The organism is Aestuariimicrobium sp. G57, from assembly GCF_050110855.1.
In the GTDB taxonomy this organism is placed as follows: Bacteria; Actinomycetota; Actinomycetes; order Propionibacteriales; family Propionibacteriaceae; genus Aestuariimicrobium.
On the sequence record NZ_JBNINW010000001.1, the window covers coordinates 804,968 to 824,459 of the forward strand.

Below are 19,492 nucleotides of genomic sequence, written 5' to 3' on the forward strand. Positions count from 1 at the left end.
ATGGCATGACCACCACCGACATCCAGCTCGATGAGCTGAAGACCCGTCACCGCGCCCTGTGGAACCTGGGCAACTACCCCCTGATCGCCGACACGGTGATCCCCCACCTTGGTGAGTCGCTGGTCGAGGCCAGCGGCATCACGGCCGGCGAGCAGGTGCTCGACGTCGCCGCCGGCGCGGGCAATGCCTCACTGCCCGCCGCCCGCCGCGGGGCCAGGGTGACCGCCAGCGACCTGAGCGACAGGCTGCTCGAGGAGTGCGACCGGCGCGCCCGGGCCGAGGGACTCGACATCGACTGCGTACCCGGCGACGTCGAGGCGTTGCCGTTCGACGATGACTCCTTCGACGTCATCACCTCGAGCGTCGGGGTGATGTTCGCCCCGCACCACCAGCAGTCCGCGGACGAGATCGTGCGGGTCGCCCGCCCCGGCGGGCGGATCGCCCTGGCGTCGTGGACACCGGCCGGCTTCATCGGCAGGGTCTTCGCCACCATGAAGCCGTTCGCGCCCACCCCGCCGCCCGGCGCCCAGCCGCCGCCGCTGTGGGGCACGGCCGACCACCTGCGTGCATTGTTCGGTGATCGGGTCGTCGACCCGGTGTTCCGGACGAAGCAGGTGCGGGTCGACTCGATCCCCTCTCCACAGGCCTTCCGGAAGCTCTTCGCCAGCAGCTATGGCCCGACGATCGCCGTCTACAAGAACATCGCTGATGACCCCGGCCGCACCCGGCAACTTGACGAGGAACTCGACGAGCTGACCAGCCAGCACTTGCGCGACGGCGTCATGGACTGGGAGTACCTGGAGTTCACCGGCACGATCGCGGCGTGAACTGGCGCTGGGCCCCAGGAGCAATCACCGGGGCCCAGCGGAACATTGGCGTGCCTCACAACGCGTGGTTGCCCAGGAACACGTTGCCCGGGTCGACCTGCTGCTTGACCCAGTGCAGCATCTGCCACGCCTGCGGGCTGTAGGCCAGGCTCACGTCAACCGGGCGGTCGGTGAAGTTCAGCACCGAGTGCTTGGCGGTGTGCGGCGCCAGTGCGGCCAGCGCCCGGTCGACCTCGGCCTCGCCACCGGCCACTGCTTCGGGGGTCGGCGCGATGGTCATGAAGAACAGCACGTGGCTGCCGGTGGTGTGGTCGAACACACCGCCGTCCTCGGCCACCCGCCCCAGCGCGCCGCCCAGCAGCCTCAGTTCGCTCATCAGCAGGCTGGTCTGCGCCCCCGGGCCGACGGCGTCCAGGAAGGTCTCGACCGTGGCCTCGTCCAGTTGTTGCAGCACCGCGCCACCCCCGACACCCGGCGTGGGCTGCGGCGGGTCCATGTGCAGTTGGGTCAGGGTCGCGGACGGCACCCTGGCGAACGTGTCCAGCTCTGGTGCCAGGACCTTGAACGGGGCCAGCACCCCGGCAGCAGCGTCGTCGTCGAGCAGCACGGCGCCGTCCAGCACGACCACGCTGCGCCCACGCAAGAAATCGGGCAGGTCGGGCAGGGGCGGGAACCTCAGGATGCGCCATGAGGCGGTGACCTCGTCCGGGGCCGTGGCCGACCAGTCGGCGTAGGCACGCAGCAGTTCGGGTGCCCGCTCGATGGGCCACAGCATCATGCCGGCGTAGACGTCGGCATACGGCAACAGGTTCAGTTCGATGGTGGTGACGACCCCGAAGTTGCCACCACCACCGCGCAGGGCCCAGAACAGGTCGGGGTGGTGGTGGGCGTCGGCGCGCACGATCTCGCCCTCGTGGGTGACCAGTTCAATGGCCACGATGTTGTTGCAGGCGAAGCCGTGCTGGCGGGCATACCAGCTCATGCCGCCGCCGAGCACGTAGCCGGCGACGCCGACGTCATGGGCCGACCCGTGCATCGCGGCCAGCCCGTGGGGTGCGGCGGCGTCGACGACGTCCTGCCAGATGGCGCCGGATTCAACACGCGCCACCCGCCGCTCGGGGTCGATGTGCACGCCCCGCAGCGCCGAGGTGCGCACCAGCACCACCTCGGACAGGTCATGCTCGGCCAACACCGAGGCGCCGTGGCCGGTGGTCTGGGTGGTGATCCGCAGGCCGAGCCGGGCCGCATGGCGCACCACCCGGCAGAGGTCTTCGAACGTCTGCGGCAGTGCCACGGCACCCGGGAGCTGGTCGACGGCAACATTCCACGCGAACCGTCCCTGGTCGTATTCGGGGCTACCGGGCAGGTGGACGACGCCGTGTGAGCGGTCTTGCAGTTGGGTGAGGCGCTGTGCGGTGGACGAGGCCAGGTCAACGGGCTGCGCAAGCTGGGTCATGGGGGTATTCCTCGGGTCTTCGGGCTGAATGCGAAACGGGCGGGGGTGCCTGTTTCGACACTTCGAGATTCGGTGCAGACCCCGGCCCGGCACCATCCCGCGAAGTCGTGGACCTGCGGTGCCGCCCCAATGGGCCCACTCCTGTCCCAGAAAGTTGGGATACCGCTCAAGACCGCAATGGCGCAGAATTGATACATGACACGAGCACTGCTCGAGCAGCGGGTGCTGCGTGATGTCGATGTCGTGGCCCGGGCAGGGCTCGACCTCGAGACCTTCTGGGACGAGGCAATGGCCTCGATCAGCCGTGCAGTGCCGCACTCCGCGGCGTGTGTGGCGCTCGTCGACCCCTCGACGCTGCTGCTGACCGGAACGCTCAAGTTCGGTGAGCTTTTGGGGGTGGACGGCCATGACCATGAATGGGGATTGCGTGAGTATGGCGACCCCGAACCGACTGCCTTCCGCGAGCTTGCGCACCGGGCCATTCCGGCGGTGGGCATGCGGCTCGAGGATTCCCGCTCAGCGCGACTGAACGATTTCATGCGCCCGTACTACGGATTCAGCGATGAATTGCGGGTGGTGATGCGCGACCAGGGGCAGGTGTGGGGCGCGCTGGCGATGTTCCGTTCAGGCGACCAGCGGCCGTTCAGCGCTGACGAGGTCGCCCTGCTGGCGGCGCTGTCGCAGACGTTCACGATCGGCCTGCGGCTGGGGTTGTTGAGCCGGCTCGGCCGCGCTCCCCTGCTGGCGCCGTGCGGCCCCGCGGTGCTGATCGTCGATGCCCAGAACCACATCGTCAGCGTGAGCTCGGGGGCAGAACAGCGCCTGGCCGAACTCAAGGTCGCCGAGCACCAGGCAGAATCGACCGGCATCATCGCGGCACTGGTCGGTGCGGCACGCCGGTTCTCACGCGGGGACGAGGCACGTGCACCGCGCACGCGGGTGCGCACCCGCACAGGCATGTGGCTCACGCTGCACGCCAGCCCGATGTCGACCCCGGACGGCGTGAGCAGGGGCGATGTGGTGATCACCATCGACGAGGCCCGCCCGCCCGAGATCGTGCCGCTGGTGGTCGCCGCCTTCGACCTGACCGACCGGGAGCGTGCGGTCACCGAGCGGGTGCTGCAGGGCCACGACACCAAAGAGATCGCCGCCTCGCTGCACCTGTCGGCTTATACGGTGCAGGACAACCTGAAGGCAGTCTTCGAGAAGGCCTCGGTGCACAGTCGGCGTGAACTGATCGCCAGGGTCTATTTCGACCAGTACGTGCCGCGCATGGGCACTGAGATCGGGCCGTCGGGTTGGTTTGCGGCGAGCACGGCCTAGCATCGGCCTGTGAGCACTCCCCTCGAGTTGGCCTATCCGTTCACCGGGCACTGGCTGGTGCAGAACAGCCCCGCGAACCGGGTGCCGAGCCATGGCACGCACGCGTTCGCCACGTCGTATGCGATTGACTTCGTGCCGGTGCGTGCCAATGGACGATCCGCGCCCGTCACGCTGGCGACCCTGGTGCGCCCCGAACCGGCGCAACGGTTCCCCGGCTTCGGTCGTCCGGTGCTGGCGCCGATTGACGCGGTGGTGGTCGCCACCCACGACGGCGAACCCGACCACGAGGCCTACCGGGGCGTGCCGTCGATCGGGTACATGCTGACGCAGGGGCGCCGGGCCGCGGCCGGGTGGCAGGGGCTGGCGGGCAACCATGTGCTGCTCGAGGTCGGCGGCGGGTGGGTGGTGGCGCTGTGCCACCTGAAACGGGGCAGCCTGCAGGTGGCGGTGGGGCAGGCGGTGCGGACCGGCCAGGTCGTCGCCGGCTGCGGCAACTCGGGCAACAGCACCGAACCGCACCTGCACCTGCAGGTGATCGACCGGCTGGACGTCGCCCATGCCCAGCCGGTGCCGATGACCTTCGGGGGCGTGCTGCCCCGCAATGGCGAGGTCGTGCGGGCCTGACAAACAAGTAACCAGCGGCACGAGCCCCGGAATACCCCGGGTTGCGTGCCGCTGGCTACTTGTTTGTCATGGTCGATCTGTCACGACCTAGGCTCATCCCGTGACCCAAGCCCCACCAGACCGAATCCGAGTCCGCGGAGCCCACGTGCACAACCTGCGCGGCGTCGACGTCGACATCCCGCTGCACCAGCTGGTCGGCATCGCCGGCGTCTCGGGGTCGGGCAAGTCGTCGCTAGCCCTCGGCGTGCTCTATGCCGAGGGGTCGCGCCGCTACATCGAGGCGCTGTCGACCTATACCCGCCGCCGCATGGCCCAGTCGCCGCGCGCTGCCGTCGACTCGGTCGAGCATGTTCCGGCCGCGCTCGCGCTGCGGCAGCGTCCCGGGACCCTCGGCATCAGGTCGACCTTCGGCACCACGACCGAACTGCTCAACGTGTTGCGGTTGATGTTCTCGCGGCTGGCCAGCCACCTGTGCCCCAACGGTCACCGGGTGCCGCCGACCATCGACGTCGCCGCCGAGACCCCGTTCAGCTGCCCCGTCTGCGGCGAACAGGTGAACCCGCCGGGCGCTGAAGACCTGTCGTTCAATTCCACCGGCGCGTGCCCCGAATGCCAGGGCACGGGCATCGTGCGCACCGTCGACGACTTGGCGCTGGTTCCCGACCCGACAAGGACCATCGACGACGGCGCCGTCGCCCCGTGGCAGATGTTCGGGTTCAACGTGCAGCCGGCGATCGCCCGCGAGTTCGGGGTGCGCACCGACGTGCCCTGGCGCGACCTCACCGACGCCGAACGCGACATCGTGCTCGGCGGACCCGAAGAGAAGAAGCACATCACCGTCACCAGCAAGAAGGGTGTGCACGAGCTCGACTTCACGTTCCGCAACGCCCGGCTGACCGTCACCGAAGAACTCAGGCGCGCCGACACCGAGAAGCGGCTGTCGAAAGTCAGCCGGTTCCTGCGCGAGGGCACCTGCCCCGCCTGCCACGGCACCCGGCTGGGCCCCGCCGCGCTCGCCCCGACCATCGGCGGGCTGAACCTCGCCGAGGTCACCGCCAAAACCTTGGACGACGTGCTCGCCTGGGTGCCCACGGTCCACGGCGACCTGCCCGCGGACATGCAGCAGCTGGCCGCCGCCCTCACCGACACCCTGGTCGACATGGCCCGCCGGCTCGAGCAACTGGGCCTGGGCTACCTGTCCCTCGACCGGGCCGGGTCGAGCCTGTCGACCGGCGAACGCCAACGCGCCCAGCTGGCCCGCGCCGTGCGCAACCGCACCACCGGGGTGCTCTATGTGCTCGACGAACCCTCGATCGGGCTGCACCCGGCCAACATCGACGGGCTGCTCGGGGTGATGCGTGACCTGCTCGCCGACGGCAACTCGGTGGTGTTCGTCGACCATGACGTGCAGATCCTGCGGCGGGCCGACTGGCTCGTCGAGATGGGTCCGGGGTCGGGCACCGAGGGCGGCACGGTCATCGCGCACGGCTCCCCCGCCGAGCTGCCGGCTGCCAACGGATCGTTGCTCGCCGGATTCCTCACCGGCGACGAACCGACCGTGGTACGCCCCACCGCCACTGCCGACGAGGTGTTCGACCTCGGCACAATCCACCTCGAGACCGCGGCCATCCACACCGTGCACCCGCTGGCCGTCGACTTCCCCCTGGGCCGGCTGACCGCGATCACCGGGGTGTCGGGCTCGGGCAAGAGCACGCTGCTGCTCGAGACGCTGGTGCCGGCGCTGCAGGCCCGCGCCGGGTCGGGCACCATGCCCGGCCACGTCACCCGCCTCGACGCCCCCGCCGGCACCACCGTGCAGGTCGTCGACGCCACCCCCATCGGCCAGAACGTGCGCTCGACGGTGGCCACGTATTCAGGCGTCATGGACGAACTCCGCAAGGCGTACGCCGCGACCCCGGCCGCGGTCGACGACGGGCTCACGGCGTCCGACTTTTCGTACAACACCGGCTCGCTGGCCTGCCCACGGTGCGAGGGCACGGGCGAGATCTCGCTCGACGTGCAGTTCCTGCCCGACGTCGACATCGAGTGCCCCGAGTGCGAGGGCAGCCGGTTCGCGCCGCAGGCCGAGCGCTACGCGCGCGGCGGCATCTCGCTGCCGGGGCTGTTGCGCTGCACGGTGCGCACCGCCCTGGCGCACACCGCAGACCTGAAGCGTGTGCACCGCAAACTGGTCGGGTTGGACGAGCTCGGCCTCGGCTACCTGACCCTCGGCGAGGCCACGCCGGCATTGTCAGGTGGTGAGGCGCAGCGGCTGAAGCTGGTCAGCCAGCTGCACCGCGACCAGACCGATGCCGTCTTCGTGCTGGACGAACCCAGCGTGGGGCTGCACCCGCTCGACGTGCGCACCCTGCTCGGGGTGGTGGCGCGCCTGACCGAGCGTGGTGCGACCCTCATCGTCATCGAACACGACCTCGACCTGGTCGCGAATGCCGACTGGGTGATCGACCTCGGGCCGGGCGGTGGGCAGCAGGGCGGCCGGGTCGTGGCGACGGGCACCCCGGCGCAGGTCGCGGTGAACCCGGACTCGGTGACGGGGCCGTACCTGGCGCACTCCCTGGGCAACTGAACCGACCGGCCGGTTGGACATGCCGTCAGGACGTCACTGCTTCCGCGACGCGATGAAGGCATCGAAGTCGAAGGGCACCGCTGCCCCGCTGGCCTCGCCGTCGGCCAGCGCCTGCCGCAGCGCGGCGAGCTGGGTCTCCTGGTCGTCAGTGATTGAGGTGTTCTCGGCCATGGGCCGAGGTTACCAATGGCCGTCACCAACTTCTGGGGTGACGATGCGACCCGGTGGCAGGATGGGCACATGACGCAGCCGCCGATCGAGGCGTATGCGCTGCTGTCCGACAGGCAGTCAGGTGCCCTGGTCGCCGACGGCAGCGTCGACTGGTGGTGCCCGCCCAGGTTCGACAGCCCCGCGGTGTTCGCCCGGCTGCTCGGTGATGCCGAGAACGGCCAGTGGCTGGTGCGCCCGGTCAGCGGGCGCCAGACCGCGCGCAGCTACCGCTCGGGCAGTTTCGTGCTGGACACCAGCTGGCGCTGCCCCACCGGCGAGGTGGTGGCCACCGACCTGCTGGTCGGTCGGCACCACCACGAGGGCGACACTGGCGAAACGCTGGTGCGCCGCATCACCTGCACCGCCGGCAGCATTGACGTCGAGGCCGACCTGCGCCTGCGGTTCGACTACGGCCGGGTGCGTCCGTGGGTGCGTCGCCGCACCGATCCCGACGGCCTGCCGGTGCTGCACGCCATGGCCGGGCCCGACTCGTTGACGCTGCACGGTCCGTCCATGAAACCGGACGGCTTCAGCCACCGCGGCACCTACCACCTCGAGGCCGGTCAGCAGCTCACCTGGACCCTGACCTGGCGGGCGTCCCACGACCCGGTGCCACCGATGCCCGACGTGGACGCCGCGATCGCGCACACCATCGCCTCGTGGGGCGACTGGCGCCGCGCCGTGCCGCTCACCGGCGCGTATGGCCGCGAAGCGTCCGATTCACTGGCCGTGCTGCGCGCGCTCACCGTGCGCGGCACGGGCGGGGTCGTGGCCGCGCCGACGACCTCGCTGCCCGAGCTCATCGGCGGCGAACGCAACTGGGACTACCGCTACACGTGGCTGCGTGATTCGGCGTTCACCATCCAGGCGTTGTGCTCGCACGGCCACCATGGCGTGGCGCTGCACTGGCGCGGCTGGCTGCTGCGGGCCATCGCGGGTGATCCAGAAGACCTGCAGATCATGTACGGCGTCGACGGCACCCGCGACCTGCCCGAACACACCCTTGGCCACCTGGCCGGCTACCGCGGTTCGGCGCCGGTGCGGGTGGGCAACCTCGCCTATACCCAGTACCAGGCCGATGTCGTCGGCGAGATCATGCTGGCGCTCGACCAGCTGCGTGAGGCCGGCGTGCACGACGAGGACGACCGGTTCGCCTGGGCGCTGCAGGTGAGCCTGCTCGAGTTGACCGAACACCGGCTCGACACCCCCGACCGCGGCATCTGGGAGGTGCGTGGCGACCCGCAGCTGTTCACCCACGGCCGGGTGATGATGTGGGCGGCGTTCGACTGCGGGGTGCGCGCGGTCGAGCAACATGGCTTGTCAGGGCCGGTTGAGCGGTGGCGACAACTGCGGGACGACCTGGCTGGTGAAATCTGGGCCAAGGGTGTGCGTGACGGCGCATTCGTGCAGCACTACGGCACGTCCGAGGTCGATGCGGCGCTGTTGCAGATTCCCCAGACGGGGTTCGTCGCGGCTGATTCGCCCGTGATGCTGGCGACGGTCGCCCGCATCGAGCACGACCTTGTCGGGGCCCACGGGTTCGTCCAGCGGTATCGCACCGATGGCGACGACGGGCTGGCCGGTGGTGAGGGCGCGTTCGTGATGTGTTCGTTCTGGCTGGTCGAGCAGTATGCCCGCTCGGGACGCCGCGACGAGGCGGTGACGCTGATGGACCAGTTGCTCGCCACCCGCAATGACGTGGGGCTGCTCGCCGAGGAGTACGACCCGGTGGCGGGTCGGATGCTGGGCAACTTTCCGCAGGCGTTCAGCCACCTGGCGTTGATCCGGGCGGCGCAGGCGCTGGGTTGAGCGGGAGTCCGGTCATAGGACACCATCCAGGCGGACCGCCCCATCTGCGGGGCCGAGGCGTTCATCTTCCTGGATGGCTGGGACGAGCGGCATTCGGGATGACCGAAGTGGCGACGCCCGTCAGTCCCAGGTAACACAAAACTCGTTGCCCTCCGGGTCGCACAGCACGACGAGGCCCTGACGGGGGGAGGGAGGCTCGAAGCGTGTGGCGCCGAGATCGAGCAGGCGCTGGACCTCGGCGTCCGGTGTGACGGTGACCAGGTCGAGGTGCACACGGTTCTTGACGGTCCTGGGCTCCGGGACAGCCTGGAACCACAGTCGCGCCTTGCCCACCGGGCCCTCAACCAGCACGGATGGATCGTCCTCGGGATCGTCGATGCCCAGCGCACGCAGCCGCGCCAACTCCTCATCGTCGTAGGCGGCCACCGCATAGCCGTCGAGGGCCTGGGCCCAGAACCTGGCCAGCGAGGCTGCGTGTCGGCAGTCAAAAACAACATCACGAATCTCAAGCATCGCAGCGGTTTCTCCCTGTGTTTCAGACATCTCTTTCGGGCAATGATCCAGCATGGCTTTGTGACGGTGAATGTAACAGGTGGCAACCGGGTGCCCGGGTCGCGCTGCGCGTGGTGCGGTCGAGCATTGAGCACCGCCCTGCGAGACCCGGAACGGACCGGGTGCACCGCAGGCAAACGGAGGACAACGATGACCATCCCAGCCCTGCCCAGCGACGAAATCTCCTCACCCTCGCTGCCGCCACCGCCGCGTGCGCCGTGATCCCAGCGCAGGCCGCCCACGCGGCACCGCAGCCCTTTGGGATCCCCGCGAACGGGTGCTGCCCCCGACCTCGGTGAGCGCCTGCTCTCCGAGTGGGCCGCCAACGGCGGCACCCACCCCCTCATCGGCGACTTCACCCGCGCCGGGTACCGCCTGGGCGCCAGCACACCGCACCCGAACGTCGCCGCCAACGTGAAGCAGTACGGCGCCACGGGTGATGGCGTGACCGATGATGTCGACGCCTTCAACACCGCCATTAGGACGGTCGGCGAGGCCGGCGGCGGAACCGTCCTGGTGCCGCCCGGCACCTACCACCTGAGCGGCCCCATCTGGATGCACTGGTCCAATGTCGTGCTGCGCGGCGCCAGCATCGAGCGCACCATCTTGTACTTCTCGCGGCCACTCAAGGAGGGTTACCGGGACAACTGGCAGGCATCCAAGAACCAGGACCGTTGGTCGTGGGCCGGCGGCCAGATCTGGGCCATCCCCGAGGCCGTGAAGAACAAGCTAGAAGAGGAGGAGTGGCTGGGCACCGAGGGATGGATCCCCGGGGCGACACTCGCCACGGTCTCCCCCGCGCCCCGCGGCGCCACGACGCTCACCGTCTCGGACACCAGCAAAGTGCAGGCAGGCCAGATGATCCTGCTCGAGACGACCAACCCCGGCGCGGAGCTGCTGATTCACCTCGCCGGCGACACCGAGGGCGCACGGCAATACGACTGGACGAGCCGCGCGCCCCAGCTCGTCCCCGGTGCTGAGGGTTTCTACCCCCAGTACGGGACGCTGCAGTGGCCCGTGCGCATCGAAGAAGTCGTCGACGCCACGACGCTGAAGCTGGCCCAACCGCTGAAGTACGACCTGCGCGAGGCATGGCCCACCCAGGTGCGTGAGCTCGGCCCGGCGGTGACGGAAGTCGGGATCGAGCGACTCACGATCCGTAACCAGCTCATCACCCAGACCCCGCACAACCAGAACCCCGGCTCCAATGGCGTGCAATTCCAGGCAGCGCACGACTGCTGGGCCCGGCAGGTGCGCGTCGAGAACAGTGACGTCGCGTTCGGGTTGACGGGAGCGAAGTCGGTGACGTTCGCTGAGGTCACCGTGGCCGGTCGGGCGTGCCACCACCCCTTCGTCATCAGGATGCAGTCGCACGACAACCTGATCGAGCAGTTCACGATCGAGCCGTTCACCGTGCCGTCGGTGACCGGCGCGTGGCCGCATGGCATCAACGCCGAGGGCCTGTCATCGGGCAACGTCTACCACCGTGGCGTGATGGCCGAGGGCACGTTCGACTCGCACCGGGCGCTGCCGTTCGAGAACGTGCGGACCAACATCGAGATCAACAACACCGGCCGGGTCGGTGGGTCGTCGGCCTCCGGCCCGTTCTTCGGGGCGAGGACTGCGCACTGGGGCGTCGATGTCAGCAACGACCGTTCGTACGCGGTCTGCCTGAGCGACGTGGCGCCATCGAGTGTGACGCTGGGCATCAGCGGGGTGACGTCAGACTCGAGTCAGCTGACGCCGGACTACCCGGGTGGACGGGAAGCTCTGGGAAGCGTGATTGACCTGGGTGCTGATCGGGTGCGGGACTTGCACGAGGCACAGCGGGAGGCTGTGAGGCACGGCTAATGTTCCCGGGGGGATCGGTTGCCGGAGACCGAATGGCAGCTCCGGCAGCCGAGGCCCCCGAGTGAGCCTCTGATGAGACTGCGACTCAGCACGGACGGGCTGATAGCGATTCGCTCCTGGCTGCGATCGAATGGGCCATTCGCAAGCTTGGCCAAAGCATCGATTCTATCAATACCAGTCGAGCAGGAAATATTCATCTCGGCAAGCACCGTCAAGTCTGCATTTCATGTGTCGGTTCCACTGCTGAGCCCCGATGGCCTTGGAGCCGGCAGGTTAGGCAGGTACGGGTCAACTGGGCTCCTTGAAGATCTCTTCATCGGTGCGCACCGGTGCAGCACTCGGCACCAGCCAGTCGGAGTCAGGACGCGCAACGAGTCGCGCGTTGGTGTAAGCCATAGCCAACGTCAACACCGTATTTCCACGGTATGCCTGATCCCCGACAGCGGATACGACCAACGCCAGATCGGCCCTCCCGTCTCCGGTGAGATCAAGCGGCATCAGGAATTGAGCACCTGACTCCCCGAGTACGGGATACCACTGGGGTACAATCACTTTATAATTGCGACGCGCCTTCCTAAGCGCCCAGTTAATCGCGCTATCCAAAGCCTGCTGCGCCCGCCTTGGCTGAGTGGCGAGGTCGGGTGGAAAGCGTTCGATATTGTCACCAAGAATATGCCCATACGCCAGCTTCAGCTCACGTCGCCAATCGTATACTAAATCGGACGCGGAGCTGACATACTCGGCCATCTGAGGGGGCTCCTCGAACTCCCGAAGAAGGTCGCGATCGGACTCAGTAGCCCAACGCACGAAGAACCACGGCTGGCCCCCATCATGACTATTACGCCTGAACAGCCCGAAGATCTCCTCCGCATACGGCGTGAGCAGCCCCGTGTTGAGCGCCGCATATTCTCTCGTGCCACTGACTGCGATCTTGTCTTCCATGACCAGACGCTGGTGAGTGTAACGAAGGAAGCTGTCCAAGATCGGGAGTGGGCGTTCGGAGGGGTCCGGTCCTGACCAGTCCTCCGGCTCAGCCAGGTCCGCGAGGCTGGTAAGTGCGTCTCGCCAAGCGCGCTGCCCAAGCTCCGTGGGCGTGAGCTGCTCCTCCCTTCCACCGCGATAGGCAAAGAAGGCGAACGAACGAATGCGGGTTTCGTGACCTTCCGTGATGGGACCAAAGTCTGCGGGACGACGCTGAGGCATATCCGCCGGAGTGAAGATGTTCGACATGGCAACAGCCTACTAGCCGCGCCGACACCGGTGAAGCTTGATGCGGAGCCAGCGCGTCGATAGAGGGCCTGCCAGAATGCATCTCATGGATCTTGTGTGGACCTCCAATGACGGCATCAGCCTTCTAGTCGCAAGCCCTGAGGCTGTTAAGCAGCAACAGAGAGTCGTCCATGCGCTCTACTCCGCCACGACTTGGGCAGAGTTCCGGGAGCTTCTGCCGGCGGAGGAGCTGGATGAGCATCCTGACTTCGAGGAGATGTTCGAGGAGTATGACGAACACGAGGAGTTCGACGCCGAGCAGGTCTGGGTCGTGGTCGACGGCGACTACCCCCTTCCCTGGTCCACGGCGTGGAACGGCTGACCCCCGACAAGGCTCTGCTTGAGGAGTTTTGGGTATCGACGAGGCTCCACGGCGACCAAGCTCAGATCCCGCTCTCAGAGCTGCCGCGGGTGCAGCCTGCCCTGGAAGCGGCTGGTCACAACCTCTCCGAGAGCACGATTGCGTTCTTCTGAGGAGGCGAAGGCGTGAATGGCACATCATCTGCAGCCCGAGCACCTTCGGCGACTTCGTCCTCTTCGCGGAGCGGGAGTAAGGCCTTGAAGTCAGCCAGATCTGGACAGCGCTGCTTAACTCTACAACGTGGGGGGCGTTCGTGGGGGCAATGCCGGCAGCGTCTTATGCCGAAGTGGTCGAGATGCTGGAGCTTGAAGGGGGTGTGAGGAGCCGGACCCGCACCAGAGCTTCACCGCAACGATGTGCCCGGGCACTCGGAGTACTCCTACCCCCAGTGGCAGGCCTCGCTGGCTTGGGTTCCCGGAGGAGGTCGCCTCGCGCTCCGATGGCATCAAGGAGACCATCCACGACGGCCCCTGCTTGGCGTTGCCATCGGATCGGCCGACGAGATCGCGCAGGCACTGCGAGAGCCCGACCGGACTGGTCGATTCAGCGCACGGACCGGTTCTTGTACTAGCTGAGCGGTTTCGCCCCCCGTACCGAGCGCCAGCGAAACCGCTGATCAGCTTGCCTGTAAGCAAGTGTTCGCATGCCCGATCTACGGATCGCCACGCGTTAAGCCCGAGAGCTTCAGGTATGCCTTCGCAGCCAGGAGACGTGTGAGTCCGCAGCCGTCCCCCTGTCAGGATGTCAGAGCGGCGTTCGCTTGTGTTCTCCGACGATTCCCCTAAGCCACTCATCGAGCGGCCGGACAGCCTGGTACTATTTTTGCGCGGGTATCGAGGTGCTCGCGAAGAAGCGCCGCCGGCACATGGGACTTCGCCTTGTTGGACTTCTTGCCATCGGAGTTCCATCCCTTGGAGCCAAGCCAGGATGCGAGATCTTCCTTGCCCTGCGGTCCCTTTGCGAAGTGTTCCTCCGTCGCGCGATCGATCTGCTTCTGGCCTGCCGGGCCGAGCAACTCGGGGAGAACCATTTGCCCGACGGTGTCCAGCAGGAGACCCTCGATGTCTGACGCGAGGACGAACGCGTCCAAGGACCTTGGCATCTCATTGTGCTCAGCCTGCTGCTTCAACGCCGCCGTCAAGGTCAAAACATTCGTGTCGGCGAGTGCGCACAGCCGTTGGAGTTCATCCTGCCGAAGCTTATCTTCCTTGGCTTTCAGGATCTCCAAGAGCTTGCGTTTGCCGCTACCAGCCTTGTGGAGCCCGTCTTTGTCGGTAATGAGGTACGTGCGCACCCCGAAAAATCGTTCCGAGCCGGACGAGATGAGGGATGTTGTCGATGCTCGAGGCCTCGATCACGGCGATGCGCAAGGCGTAGTGGTCGCCTGCACCTCCAGTGATCCGCTCCAGCAAGTAGTCAACAATGAGCTTGTCGCCATGACCCTCGACGAGGATGACGGCGTTCGCGAAGACCAGCTCGAGCTAGATGACTGTTCATCATGTAGGTCGTCCGCCAGATCGTTTGGGAGTCTCTTCGCGGAGGAGGTGCGGGCTGTGAGCTACTCAAGAACCGTGGCTCGAGGAGCGTCGTTCACAGGCAATATTGACTATAGGTCCGCTGCTGTGGGACCTACACACTCGCTCTCGCATCATCCTCGCTATCCAGATACGACACGCTTGAGGGCGATTCGTTCAGGCGCTGGAACGATCCACAGCCCTACCCTGTCACGAGCTGCATCAGCTCGGTGTAGTCAGTGACGACATCGTAGGTAACGTCATTGCCGTTCTTCGCGGCGAGAGATGCGAAGAACTTGCGGGCACACTCGATCTTGGCATCCTCGATGCCCTTGAGTTGCAGTGTGGACAGCGAGCCCTTGGTCTCGGCGACGAAGTAGACGTGCTTCACACTGCCCTCGGTGAACGCGATGGCCCAGTCCGGGTTGTAGTTTCCGACTGGCGTTGGGATGAAGAAGCCTCGCGGGAGCTTCGCATAGACGGCGACTTCGTGGCTGGTGTCGAGTTCGGTGACGAACTCTCGCTCGATCTTGGAGTCTGTGACCACGTAGTCGTAGACGTGCTTCGTGAGCTTCGACCCGACCCTCGAGAAGTCCTGGGCAGTCTGGTTCTCGGTGAAGATTGCAGAGTCGAACCTGTCTTCGAGTGCGTTGTAGGCGAGGTGCTCGACGATGACCGTGGCCTTCTGTTCGTTGATCAGTCTCGCCGCCTCGGTGATGAACTGCTCGGGATTGAGGCGGAACTTGGCAAACGTCGCAGGGGTGATGCCGCGGAGGATGGCTGCGACCGTACGACGGGTGAGCTGGGTCTTCTCGGTGATCTCGCCAAGAAGGTCGTACTTCACCTGCGAGCCCGCGCTCACAGTCTCAGTGTGCGTCTGAGTAGTCAGCACGGCGAAGCCGGAGCCGCCGATCAGGTCCTCCGAATCCAACTGGTCGCGCTGCTGGCCGGCTTGCACGACGTACTGGAGCGCCGCGACGTTGAGGTGCCTGTCGAGGTGGCCTATCGCCTTGTGGATCAGCTCGCCGGAGTCGAACTCAACCTGGTACACGGCGCGGTGGTTGATCCTGCCCCAGAGGGCCTGGAACTCCTTGCGGGCGAAGTTGGCTTCATTCAGCGGTATCTTCTTCGGCTTGCGGTCGTCGGTGGGCACCGGCAGGTCGAGGTACAGCGCGTCAATCAGCGGCCACACGAAGTCGATCACCGGCAGGAGCACCTCGGACGTTGGCGCGGCGAGGGTTCCGTCCTCCTTGGCCTGCTTGTAGACGTCGGAGATGGTGTCGTCGTCGTTCACGTAGTCGTTCTTGACCAGGTACTTGTAGAGCGCCTGAGCGACAGCTTCCTCGATGACCGACTCGCCCGAGAGTGTCTGGATCGTCTTGCCTACGAAGAACTTGACGCTGGCCTTGCGCGGCCGCGCGGCGAGCGACTCGGAGATTTCGCGCTGCAGGCCGGTCACGAAGTCGGTGTAGGACTCGTCGGTGACGACGGTCAGCTCGTTGATGTCGTGCACCGTGACGGGGTTGTCCATCCGCTCGCCGTGCTGGTCGACGGCCAGCCGCAGGCCGCGGCCGATCTCCTGGCGGCGCGAGACGGTGTTGTCGCTCTTCTTGAGCATGCCCATGACAAACACGTTGGGGTTGTCCCAGCCCTCGCGCAGCGCGGAGTGGGAGAAGATGAACCGGATGGGCTCGGCGAACGACAGCAGGCGTTCCTTGTCTTTGAGGATCAGATCGTAGGCGTCGGTGTCGGTGGACTGGCCCTTGTCATCCCCCCGGCCGGAGACCTTGCCGTCGATCTGGTGCTTGGTCTTCTTGTCGATGGAGAAGTAACCCTCGTGTACTCCGCGCACGTCGTCGCGGCGCAGGTAGGTCTGGTACTCCTCGGTGGCCGTGTCGATGGCGAGTTCGCCGAGCACCTCGTCGCGGATCGCGGCGTACTCCTCCTCGAAGATGCGCGCGTATTCGCCGAGAGTGTCCTCGCGGCTGTAGTCGCGGTACTTGGCGACCTCGTCGATGAAGAACAGCGAAAGCACCTTGATACCTTGGCTGAACAGTTCGCGCTCCTTGCCCAGATGCGCGCGGACGACCTCGCGAATCTGGATGCGCCGCTTGGTCTCCTCGGTGACGTCCCGGTCGGCGAGCTGCCCGGCCACGACCACGTCGCCGTTGCTCAGCTCGATCACGTCGCGGTTGGCGTCGACCTCGGTGATGAACAAGCCCTTGTACGCCTCGATCCCATTGGAAACATCATGGAGGTTCGCGCCCATGTCGAGGCGCTTGACCTGCCGTTTGATGCCTGAGGCCGTCTGCACCTCGATTTCGACTCGCGCTCGAGGCTCGGCACTCTTGGCGATCTCGATGGCATCCAGGTACAGGTAGGCCGTCGATCCGGCGAGTCCCTTCACGGTGATGCCTCGGACGGCGATCTTCTTCACGAGCTTCTGGTTGTAGGCGTCCAGCGCGTCGAGGCGGTGCACCTTGGTGTGGTCGACCTTGTGGGTGGCGGAGTACCGCAACAGCATCAACGCGTTGAACTCCGCCACCGCCTTGAGCGACTTGTCCGCGCCCATCTTCTGCGGCTCATCGATGATCACAATCGGGCGGTTGGCCTTGATCACGTCGATCGGACGGCGTGACTGGAAGTCATCGAGCTCGTCGTAGATGCGGCGCTGATCCTTGCCCGTGGCATAGAACGCCTGGATGTTGATGATCATCACCTGCACCCCGGCGTCCGAGCTGAACCGCTCCAACTCGTGCAACTGGGAAGAGTTGTAGATGAAGGAGCGAGGCTTGCTGCCGTAGAGCTGCTGGAAGTGCTCAGCGGTCACATCGAACGACTTCTTCACGCCCTCACGGATCGCGACCGACGGCACCACGATGATGTACTTCGACCAGCCGTACCGCTTGTGCAGCTCCATGATCGTCTTGATGTAGACGTAGGTCTTCCCCGTCCCGGTCTCCATCTCCACATCAAGGTTCGGTGCGCCAGGAGCGGCAGCACTGGAGGCGAGCTTGGCCGACAGCGGGAGGTTCCGCGACCGCTGCACCGCGTGCACGTTCTCCAGCAGTTGCGCTCCCGACAGGACGATCTCAGCGTTGCGCAGACCGGCGTCCGAGCGCTCCTCGGCCTCGAACAGTGCCGGGGCGGTCACGGGGCGGACCTTGCCGGGGTCGATCCGGTAGGAGATGCCGTCATGCTTCGGCTGCCCGGCAAAGGTCTCCACGACAGCATCGACGGCATCGGTCTGGTACTGCTGGACCTTGAACTGGAGCTTCATCGAGTGTCTTTCTTTCTGCAATCGGCGCTGTTCGTCGTCGCTGCTAGAAGTGCGAGAGCGGCGTGGATGCAAGTGTTCACGCTGATCCTGGCCCTCTAGCGGCACCGCTGGCGTCTTCATCTTTCTTGCGCGAGAGCTCGGACTGCGCGCCTTCGTCGCCTGCGTAAGAAAGCTCCCATCGTGGCTTCGTGCGGGTGCCGCGGTTGACGATGACGCCGTGGCGGCGCAGCTTGGTCAGGAGGTTCGTAATCTTAGTTGCCTTCTGCTGCTCAGTGAGCGCTTCGCTGAGCGCCGGCCGAAGCAAGGCCTCTATGTCGCCACGGTCTGCGTGTCCCTGCGCGCGGAGAAGATCGGTCAGCAGGGCTGCGTAGTGAGCGTCCGCCTGGGGTCGGGTGCGGATGTAGTCGGCCATGGCACCGGTCACGGCTGCGACGCGAGGAGTTATCCGGCGGTGCGGCTTGCGGCCCTCGAGCAGGCCGACTCTCCGCAGGTGGCGGGCGGCCTTCTCGCTGATATCAAGTCCCTTCTGCACCCGATCCAGCGCAAGCACGTCTTCGAGGGGAAGATCGGTTCGGACCATGAGCAGCTGGGAGTAGGACTCGTCGATCACCGCGCCCGGGATGGTGAGCTTCACCTCGCCAGCGGTATTGAGGTCGTAGTCGGGCAGTGGCAAGAAGCGACGGACCTGGTCTTGCACCATGCGGTGGATTCCGTAGCCCATCTGGTCGATGAGGTTCAGCTCGGTCATCGCCTCGACGAGGAACGGGTTGCGGTACTGCCGTGGGGTGCGCTCGTCCAAGGCGTAGTCGTCGGGTGTGCCGTCGAAGAACTCGCCCACGCTCTCGAAGGTGATGCGGTCAGCATGCTCGGTGACGATGATCCGCGAGTTTCGCGTGTAGTCCTGGTGTGCGATGCAGTTGTAGAGCGCTTCGAGCAGGCTGCGTTCGTCATACTTGCTGATCTCTCGGTAGATCAACTCGTCCGGCGGCAGGAGCCGGAGCTGTACGTTGCGGATGCGCTTCGCGAGCGCCGTCGTGTTCAGCAGGAAGGGTAGCCGGAAGTGCTCGTTCGCCCGCTGCTCGCCAACGAGCTTCCAGGTCATCTGTGCGGGATGCGGGGTTAGCAGGTGCGTCGAGGTGTCGGCACCGAGCAGAAGGAGCGCGGCCCGCGTGATCCGGCCGTCGCGGGTCAACCTCGCCTTGGCCAGGAAGGTCGCGTCATCCCATGAGTCGATGTCAGCAGCGGGGACACGGGAGGCGTATCGCTCGGTAAACCCCTGACGCGCGCGCGTGATCGCACCCGGATCGAGGTGAGCGAGCGTGGCGTCAGGAACCACGACCGCCGACCAATCAGCACTGATGGTCTGACGCCGAATCTCATCCAACTTGTCGAGCGAGAGCGGCACCAGGCTCTCACCGGCACGAGCTCGGTAGTCACCCTTCCATGAGATCGGGATGCCGCGGGGCGCAGCCGGCACTTCCAGGAGCACCACGCGCTTACCCGAGTGCATGACCTCGTGGACCTCGCGGACGGTCAGCCCCTGATCAATGGACTGATGGATGTGCTGCTTCAAGGTCTGACGCTGCTGCACATCAATGAGATGGGTCGTGCCCACGACCTGCCGAGCGTTCGAGACCCCGAAGACAAGCCACCCCGACGCGAGCCCGCGTAGGTTCGCCTCGTTGCTCAGCGCCGAGAAGTACTGACCGGTCTTGTCCGCAGAGAACTGGCGTGCAGCCTCCTTGAACTCGACAACCTCATTCTCCCAACCGGCCAACAGCCGGTCCAGGAGCTGGGTGAGTTCGTCGTTCGTCAAGGTCATGTCGTTC

General features: G+C 66.2%; 15 protein-coding genes. 7 read left to right on the plus strand and 8 right to left on the minus strand.

The window, feature by feature from the left end:
* The first annotated feature begins 5 nt into the window (after nt 1–5).
* On the plus strand, nt 6–827 hold the full coding sequence (locus tag ACQCX5_RS03730) for a class I SAM-dependent methyltransferase (RefSeq protein WP_434540626.1): 822 nt from the start codon (nt 6–8) through the stop codon (nt 825–827).
* Nucleotides 828–882: 55 nt separating this feature from the next.
* Here ACQCX5_RS03730 and ACQCX5_RS03735 read toward each other — a convergent pair whose 3' ends face one another.
* The gene (locus ACQCX5_RS03735; RefSeq protein ID WP_434540627.1) at nt 883–2,283 is read right to left on the minus strand and encodes an FAD-binding oxidoreductase; all 1,401 of its coding nucleotides are present in this window, start codon (nt 2,281–2,283) and stop codon (nt 883–885) included.
* Nucleotides 2,284–2,478: 195 nt separating this feature from the next.
* Between ACQCX5_RS03735 and ACQCX5_RS03740 the strand changes: the two genes are divergently transcribed.
* From ACQCX5_RS03740 to ACQCX5_RS03750, 3 genes are all read left to right on the plus strand, one after another.
* The gene (locus ACQCX5_RS03740; protein WP_434540628.1) at nt 2,479–3,606 is read left to right on the plus strand and encodes a LuxR C-terminal-related transcriptional regulator; all 1,128 of its coding nucleotides are present in this window, start codon (nt 2,479–2,481) and stop codon (nt 3,604–3,606) included.
* A gap of 9 nt (nt 3,607–3,615) precedes the next feature.
* Nucleotides 3,616–4,230: a M23 family metallopeptidase gene (locus ACQCX5_RS03745; RefSeq protein WP_434540629.1), complete on the plus strand. Its 615-nt coding sequence runs from the start codon at nt 3,616–3,618 to the stop codon at nt 4,228–4,230.
* 145 nt (nt 4,231–4,375) lie between these two features.
* A complete protein-coding gene (locus ACQCX5_RS03750) occupies nt 4,376–6,817 on the plus strand; it encodes an excinuclease ABC subunit UvrA (RefSeq protein ID WP_434540630.1) in 2,442 nt (813 codons plus the stop codon).
* A gap of 33 nt (nt 6,818–6,850) precedes the next feature.
* On the opposite strand, the gene ACQCX5_RS03755 is transcribed toward ACQCX5_RS03750, so the two are convergent.
* The gene (locus ACQCX5_RS03755; RefSeq protein WP_434540631.1) at nt 6,851–6,988 is read right to left on the minus strand and encodes a type II toxin-antitoxin system ParD family antitoxin; all 138 of its coding nucleotides are present in this window, start codon (nt 6,986–6,988) and stop codon (nt 6,851–6,853) included.
* A gap of 15 nt (nt 6,989–7,003) precedes the next feature.
* Here ACQCX5_RS03755 and ACQCX5_RS03760 point away from each other — a divergent pair, with 15 nt between their 5' ends.
* Nucleotides 7,004–8,836 (plus strand): glycoside hydrolase family 15 protein, encoded by a 1,833-nt coding sequence (locus ACQCX5_RS03760; protein ID WP_434540632.1) that lies wholly within the window; start codon nt 7,004–7,006, stop codon nt 8,834–8,836.
* A gap of 120 nt (nt 8,837–8,956) precedes the next feature.
* On the opposite strand, the gene ACQCX5_RS03765 is transcribed toward ACQCX5_RS03760, so the two are convergent.
* Complete coding sequence (locus ACQCX5_RS03765) at nt 8,957–9,403, minus strand: VOC family protein (protein ID WP_434540633.1); 447 nt, start codon at nt 9,401–9,403, stop codon at nt 8,957–8,959.
* 243 nt (nt 9,404–9,646) lie between these two features.
* On the opposite strand from ACQCX5_RS03765, the gene ACQCX5_RS03770 reads away from it, so the two are divergent.
* Nucleotides 9,647–11,239, plus strand: a complete 1,593-nt coding sequence (locus tag ACQCX5_RS03770) for a glycosyl hydrolase family 28-related protein (protein WP_434540634.1) — start codon at nt 9,647–9,649, stop codon at nt 11,237–11,239.
* Nucleotides 11,240–11,527: 288 nt separating this feature from the next.
* Here ACQCX5_RS03770 and ACQCX5_RS03775 read toward each other — a convergent pair whose 3' ends face one another.
* Nucleotides 11,528–12,469, minus strand: a complete 942-nt coding sequence (locus ACQCX5_RS03775) for a DUF3825 domain-containing protein (protein ID WP_434540635.1) — start codon at nt 12,467–12,469, stop codon at nt 11,528–11,530.
* An 85-nt stretch (nt 12,470–12,554) separates the two neighbouring features.
* Between ACQCX5_RS03775 and ACQCX5_RS03780 the strand changes: the two genes are divergently transcribed.
* On the plus strand, nt 12,555–12,830 hold the full coding sequence (locus ACQCX5_RS03780; protein WP_434540636.1) for a hypothetical protein: 276 nt from the start codon (nt 12,555–12,557) through the stop codon (nt 12,828–12,830).
* Nucleotides 12,831–13,659: 829 nt separating this feature from the next.
* On the opposite strand, the gene ACQCX5_RS03785 is transcribed toward ACQCX5_RS03780, so the two are convergent.
* The 4 genes from ACQCX5_RS03785 to ACQCX5_RS03800 form a co-directional block, all read right to left on the minus strand.
* The gene (locus tag ACQCX5_RS03785; protein ID WP_434540637.1) at nt 13,660–14,163 is read right to left on the minus strand and encodes a hypothetical protein; all 504 of its coding nucleotides are present in this window, start codon (nt 14,161–14,163) and stop codon (nt 13,660–13,662) included.
* Nucleotides 14,114–14,344, minus strand: a complete 231-nt coding sequence (locus ACQCX5_RS03790) for a TOPRIM nucleotidyl transferase/hydrolase domain-containing protein (protein ID WP_434540730.1) — start codon at nt 14,342–14,344, stop codon at nt 14,114–14,116. Before ACQCX5_RS03790 ends, ACQCX5_RS03785 begins: the two co-directional genes overlap by 50 nt.
* Before the next feature lie 241 nt (nt 14,345–14,585).
* The gene (locus ACQCX5_RS03795; RefSeq protein WP_434540638.1) at nt 14,586–17,663 is read right to left on the minus strand and encodes a type III restriction-modification system endonuclease; all 3,078 of its coding nucleotides are present in this window, start codon (nt 17,661–17,663) and stop codon (nt 14,586–14,588) included.
* 76 nt (nt 17,664–17,739) lie between these two features.
* Nucleotides 17,740–19,485: an RNA-binding domain-containing protein gene (locus ACQCX5_RS03800; RefSeq protein ID WP_434540639.1), complete on the minus strand. Its 1,746-nt coding sequence runs from the start codon at nt 19,483–19,485 to the stop codon at nt 17,740–17,742.
* Nucleotides 19,486–19,492: the final 7 nt, after the last annotated feature.

Bases quoted from the DNA above. Each gene is read 5' to 3' on its own strand.
- ACQCX5_RS03730 (WP_434540626.1), top strand. From the start codon at position 6: ATGACCACCACCGACATCCAGCTCGATGAGCTGAAGACCCGTCACCGC.
- ACQCX5_RS03735 (WP_434540627.1), bottom strand. From the start codon at position 2,283: ATGACCCAGCTTGCGCAGCCCGTTGACCTGGCCTCGTCCACCGCACAG.
- ACQCX5_RS03740 (WP_434540628.1), top strand. From the start codon at position 2,479: ATGACACGAGCACTGCTCGAGCAGCGGGTGCTGCGTGATGTCGATGTC.
- ACQCX5_RS03755 (WP_434540631.1), bottom strand. From the start codon at position 6,988: ATGGCCGAGAACACCTCAATCACTGACGACCAGGAGACCCAGCTCGCC.
- ACQCX5_RS03760 (WP_434540632.1), top strand. From the start codon at position 7,004: ATGGCCGTCACCAACTTCTGGGGTGACGATGCGACCCGGTGGCAGGAT.
- ACQCX5_RS03765 (WP_434540633.1), bottom strand. From the start codon at position 9,403: ATGCTGGATCATTGCCCGAAAGAGATGTCTGAAACACAGGGAGAAACC.
- ACQCX5_RS03775 (WP_434540635.1), bottom strand. From the start codon at position 12,469: ATGTCGAACATCTTCACTCCGGCGGATATGCCTCAGCGTCGTCCCGCA.
- ACQCX5_RS03780 (WP_434540636.1), top strand. From the start codon at position 12,555: ATGGATCTTGTGTGGACCTCCAATGACGGCATCAGCCTTCTAGTCGCA.
- ACQCX5_RS03795 (WP_434540638.1), bottom strand. From the start codon at position 17,663: ATGAAGCTCCAGTTCAAGGTCCAGCAGTACCAGACCGATGCCGTCGAT.
- ACQCX5_RS03800 (WP_434540639.1), bottom strand. From the start codon at position 19,485: ATGACCTTGACGAACGACGAACTCACCCAGCTCCTGGACCGGCTGTTG.